This is a genomic window from Methylibium sp. (assembly GCF_013817365.1).
GTDB lineage: Bacteria > Pseudomonadota > Gammaproteobacteria > Burkholderiales > Burkholderiaceae_C > Methylibium.
Genome location: NZ_JACDCU010000408.1, coordinates 1 through 3,768 on the forward strand (window position 1 = coordinate 1; position 3,768 = coordinate 3,768).

Below are 3,768 nucleotides of genomic sequence, written 5' to 3' on the forward strand. Positions count from 1 at the left end.
TGCCCTGCTGACCGAGCTTGCCGCTAAAGGCCTCATCACCGACAGCACGACCGCCTAACGGCACAGACCGCTACATCCCCTACTGGTGACCCCCATGACCGAACCCCTCCAAGCCTCCGACATCGCCAACCTGCTCGCTGCCGCACGCCGTGCGGTCGGCGCGCTGCCGGCTGCGGACCTGATCGCCGTCGCCGGCTCCATCGCTCGCGTCGAGAAGCTGCTCGACGATCGCGCCAAGGCCGAGCAGGAGCCGCCTGCCCCGGCGCCCGAGGGCTGATCCGTGGAACAGGCGCTTGCCACCTTCGGGCCGTGGGGGGCCGTGCTCGTCGTGCTGCTCTGCGGCATGCGGTGGGTCGTAACGCGCCTGAGCGAAGCCGAGATCCGCGCCGAGTCGCGCGCGTCCGAACGGCAGGCGCATTGCGACGGCGAACGGCGCGAGCTGACCATCAAGGTCGAGAAACTGGAGGACCGCATCGCGGACCTCTATCAGGACACGCTGAACAAGAGCACCGAGGCGCTGGCGGCGAACGTCGTCGCCTTCCGCCGCTTCTGCGAGGCGATCGAGGAATCCCCGTCCGGCATGCATCGGTGGCTGAGGGACGATACATGAGCCGCAAGACCGACGCGCAGGTCCGCGACGAGCTGCGCCGCATCCATCGCCACTTCACCGGCGAGCAGTACGACGAGCACCAGGCCAACGCCGGCGGCGGCTGGTACGTGCTCGGCACGCTGCTGTGCCTGGCGCTCCTGGCGTGCGTGATGCTGCTCACCGGCTGCGCCAAGACCGAGCGCGAAGGTCGCACCGTGCGCCGCTGGTCGGAGCAGGGCGACCAGGGCGGCGTGCCGTTCTCCAAGGCCGGCGAGGAAGTCAGCGAGACCAGCGAGACGACCACCACCGGCGTCGACACGCAGGCGATTGCCGCCGTCGTCACGACCGCCGTGCGCGCAGCGATGGCGGCGGGAACCGGCGGGATTGGCTTCGGATTGCCGGAAGCCGTCGCCGGCATCGCGACCGCAGGCGCCGGCATCGCCGCGCTGCTGCAATCGCGCAAGGCCGCACGCAAGCAGACCGAGGCCGACGCCGCCTGGGACGCCGAGCGCGAGGCGTCGATCAAAGCCGCCAAACTCGAACAACCGTGGACCACCAAGGGAACGACATGAGCAATCTCGACGACGACCTCAAGGCGCACGCGCGCCGCAACCTGATCACCTGGATGAACTACACCGCGACCTTCCTCGCCGGCGCGGCCATGGGCATCCTCGTCGCGATCGCGTTCGGCTGACGCCATGGCATCCACGCTCTACACGTCGTTTGTCCGCGACTGCTTCGTCGGCTCGGTCGACTGCGATACGGACTCCTTCAATGGTATGTTGCTGACCAGCACCTACACCCCGAACAAGGACCACGCCAAGCGCAGCGACCTCACCAACGAAGTCAGCGGCACCGGCTACACCGCTGGCGGCGCCGCCGTGACGCTGACGGTCGCGCTCGATACGGCCAACGATCGCGTCACCGTCACGCCGTCCGAGCCGTCGTGGGCGACCGCAACCATCACCGCGCGCTACCTGGCGATCTACAAGGCACGCGGCGGCGCATCCAGCGCGGATGAATTGGTCGCCGTGGTCGACTTCGGCGCTGACGTCACATCGACCGCCGGGACGTTCGCGACCGACATCACCAGCGCGTTGACCGTCCAGAACTGACGCTGTGCCTACGTCATTCCCCACCGGGCTCGACGCGCTGACGAATCCGACGTCGAGCGACGACCTCAACACGGCCGGCGTGTTGCACGATGAACAGCACGCAAATATCAACGACGCCGTTGAGGCGTTGCAGGCAAAAGTCGGCATCAACAGCAGCGCGGTGGCGACGTCGCTGGACAACAAGCATGCGACGCACATCGCGGCAACCGCTGCGCATGGGATCTCGGCTTACGGCGCCACACTGGTCGATGACGCCGATGCATCCGCTGCGCGCACGACGCTCGGGCTTGGCACCGCTGCCGTGACCAACACCGGCACGGGCGCTGCCAATACGATCCTGGGCAACGATGCGCGCCTGACCGATGCGCGTACGCCAACGGCGCACCAGACGACGCACGCTCCAGGAGACACTGACGCGCTGCCGTGGACCACGATCCACGGACGCGGCACGACCGCAGCGAAGCCCGCAGCGGCAGCGGGGAACGCCGGCTATCTCTACTTCGACACGGACCTGGCGAAGCTCCAGCGGTCGACGGGCGCAGCCTGGGAGGACGTCGCAGAGAGCGGCGGTGGCGCCCCAGCGGCGCATGCAACGTCGCACGACCCCGGCGGCGCCGACCCCATTGCAGCGCGTGTGGACGTGCAGATTTTCACCGCGTCAGGCACGTGGACCAAGCCGGCCGACGCCAAAGCCGTATATGTCGAAGTGGTCGGCGCTGGCGGCGGTGGCGGCACCGGGTCACGCCAGGCATCGGGGGTGCAGGCGGGCGGCGGTGCCGGCGGCAATCCCGGCATCGGCAATCAGGCCTGGCTTAGAGCTAGTGACCTTGGAGCAACCGAGACTGTAACAATCGGCGCCGGCGGCGCGGGACATACGCACGCCGGTACGGACACGACCAACGGCGGCTCGGGCACGGCGGGCGGCGCAAGCTCCTTTGGCTCATTCTTGGTCGCTGTCGGCGGCGGCGGCGGCGGTGGCGGTACCACGGCCACTGGTGGTTCCGCTCCCTCGGCGGTTAACGGCGTTGTGGTATCGTTCCAGTCCACCGCCGGTGCCGCCGGTGGCGCATCAGGCAACGGCGGCGCAGCGTCGTCGAACAATCGTGGCCCCGCTGGGGGCGGCGGCGGTGGTGGAGTCTCGGCCGGTAATGGCGCGGCCAACGGCGGCGCTGGTGCCGGTGGGTTCACGATTCGTCAGAGTTCCACAGGGTCCGGCCTTGGTGGAGCGGCTGGAACCAGCGGCTCCAAGAACGGCGGCGCGGGAACGGGTCGCCCATCGCAAGGCGGCGACGGCGGCGGTGGCGGCGCGTCGTCGATCAACAGCGCCAGCGGCGACGGCGGCGCGGGCGGCATCCCTGGCGGCGGCGGCGGCGGAGGTGGAGCGGTCCGCAACACGTTCGCGGCTGGTTCGGGCGGAACCGGCGGTCGCGGTGAAGTCCGCGTCATCACCTACTTCTGAGCACCACATGCCCACCTACCTGCACAAGCACACTGCCTCGGCCAAGTACGTCGCCCGCTTCGAGTGGGAAGGCGCCACCTTTCCTGTTCCTGCCGGCCACACGCGCGAACTGGAAACCGGCGCCAACCGCGCGCAGGCAGCGGCGGATCTCGCGGCTCAGGCGGCGGCCGACTTCACGGGTGAACAGGCCGGGCTGCGCGAGCAAGCCCGCCACTTCATCCAGAACGACCCGCGCCCGGAAATGAAGGCGCTACGCTCGGTCGCGCTCCTCGTGCTGGACGAGAACAACCTGCTGCGTGCGTGGATCGAGGCATTCAAGGTTCAGACCGCCGCGTGCACCTCGCTCGCTGACTTCAAGACGCGCGTCGCCGGCCTGCCCGCGACGCCCGCACGCACGCCAGCGCAACTGCTCAACGCGATGGTTGCCAAGGTCACCGACGGATCGGCTGACTGATGGCCACCAACTACCGGGCAGCGGTGGGCTATCGCGCGGCGACCCCGTACCAGGGCGCCGCCGCCGGCAACGCCACGGGCACGGGCAGTCTGCCGTCCGTCAATGCCACGGCTCCCGCCGGCTCGGCTACGGGCGGCGCGCTGGCGACGGG

At 69.3% G+C, this 3,768-nt stretch carries 7 protein-coding genes; all 7 read left to right on the plus strand.

Features of this window, described 5'->3' with window-relative positions; translation table 11 throughout:
• Positions 1-94 precede the first annotated feature (94 nt).
• From H0W38_RS18650 to H0W38_RS18680, 7 genes are read left to right on the plus strand one after another with little or no spacing between them, the layout of a single operon-like run.
• Entirely contained in the window at positions 95-277 is a 183-nt protein-coding gene (locus H0W38_RS18650; RefSeq protein WP_292456928.1) for a hypothetical protein, read from the plus strand.
• 3 nt (positions 278-280) lie between these two features.
• Positions 281-610 (plus strand): hypothetical protein, encoded by a 330-nt coding sequence (locus tag H0W38_RS18655; protein WP_292456930.1) that lies wholly within the window; start codon positions 281-283, stop codon positions 608-610.
• Positions 607-1,161: a hypothetical protein gene (locus tag H0W38_RS18660; protein WP_292456932.1), complete on the plus strand. Its 555-nt coding sequence runs from the start codon at positions 607-609 to the stop codon at positions 1,159-1,161. The genes H0W38_RS18655 and H0W38_RS18660 overlap by 4 nt, the downstream gene beginning before the upstream one ends.
• Positions 1,158-1,283 carry a hypothetical protein gene (locus H0W38_RS18665; RefSeq protein ID WP_292456935.1) on the plus strand — a complete coding sequence of 42 codons (126 nt, stop codon included), beginning with the start codon at positions 1,158-1,160 and terminating at the stop codon, positions 1,281-1,283. The genes H0W38_RS18660 and H0W38_RS18665 overlap by 4 nt, the downstream gene beginning before the upstream one ends.
• 4 nt (positions 1,284-1,287) lie before the next feature.
• The gene (locus H0W38_RS18670; RefSeq protein WP_292456938.1) at positions 1,288-1,704 is read left to right on the plus strand and encodes a hypothetical protein; all 417 of its coding nucleotides are present in this window, start codon (positions 1,288-1,290) and stop codon (positions 1,702-1,704) included.
• 4 nt (positions 1,705-1,708) lie between these two features.
• Entirely contained in the window at positions 1,709-3,163 is a 1,455-nt protein-coding gene (locus tag H0W38_RS18675) for a hypothetical protein (protein WP_292456940.1), read from the plus strand.
• A 7-nt stretch (positions 3,164-3,170) separates the two neighbouring features.
• Positions 3,171-3,617 (plus strand): hypothetical protein, encoded by a 447-nt coding sequence (locus H0W38_RS18680; RefSeq protein ID WP_292456942.1) that lies wholly within the window; start codon positions 3,171-3,173, stop codon positions 3,615-3,617.
• The last annotated feature ends 151 nt before the right edge of the window (positions 3,618-3,768 follow it).

Coding starts and splice junctions, on each gene's coding strand:
- H0W38_RS18650 (WP_292456928.1), top strand. CDS start 95: ATGACCGAACCCCTCCAAGCCTCCGACATCGCCAACCTGCTCGCTGCC.
- H0W38_RS18660 (WP_292456932.1), top strand. CDS start 607: ATGAGCCGCAAGACCGACGCGCAGGTCCGCGACGAGCTGCGCCGCATC.
- H0W38_RS18665 (WP_292456935.1), top strand. CDS start 1,158: ATGAGCAATCTCGACGACGACCTCAAGGCGCACGCGCGCCGCAACCTG.
- H0W38_RS18670 (WP_292456938.1), top strand. CDS start 1,288: ATGGCATCCACGCTCTACACGTCGTTTGTCCGCGACTGCTTCGTCGGC.
- H0W38_RS18680 (WP_292456942.1), top strand. CDS start 3,171: ATGCCCACCTACCTGCACAAGCACACTGCCTCGGCCAAGTACGTCGCC.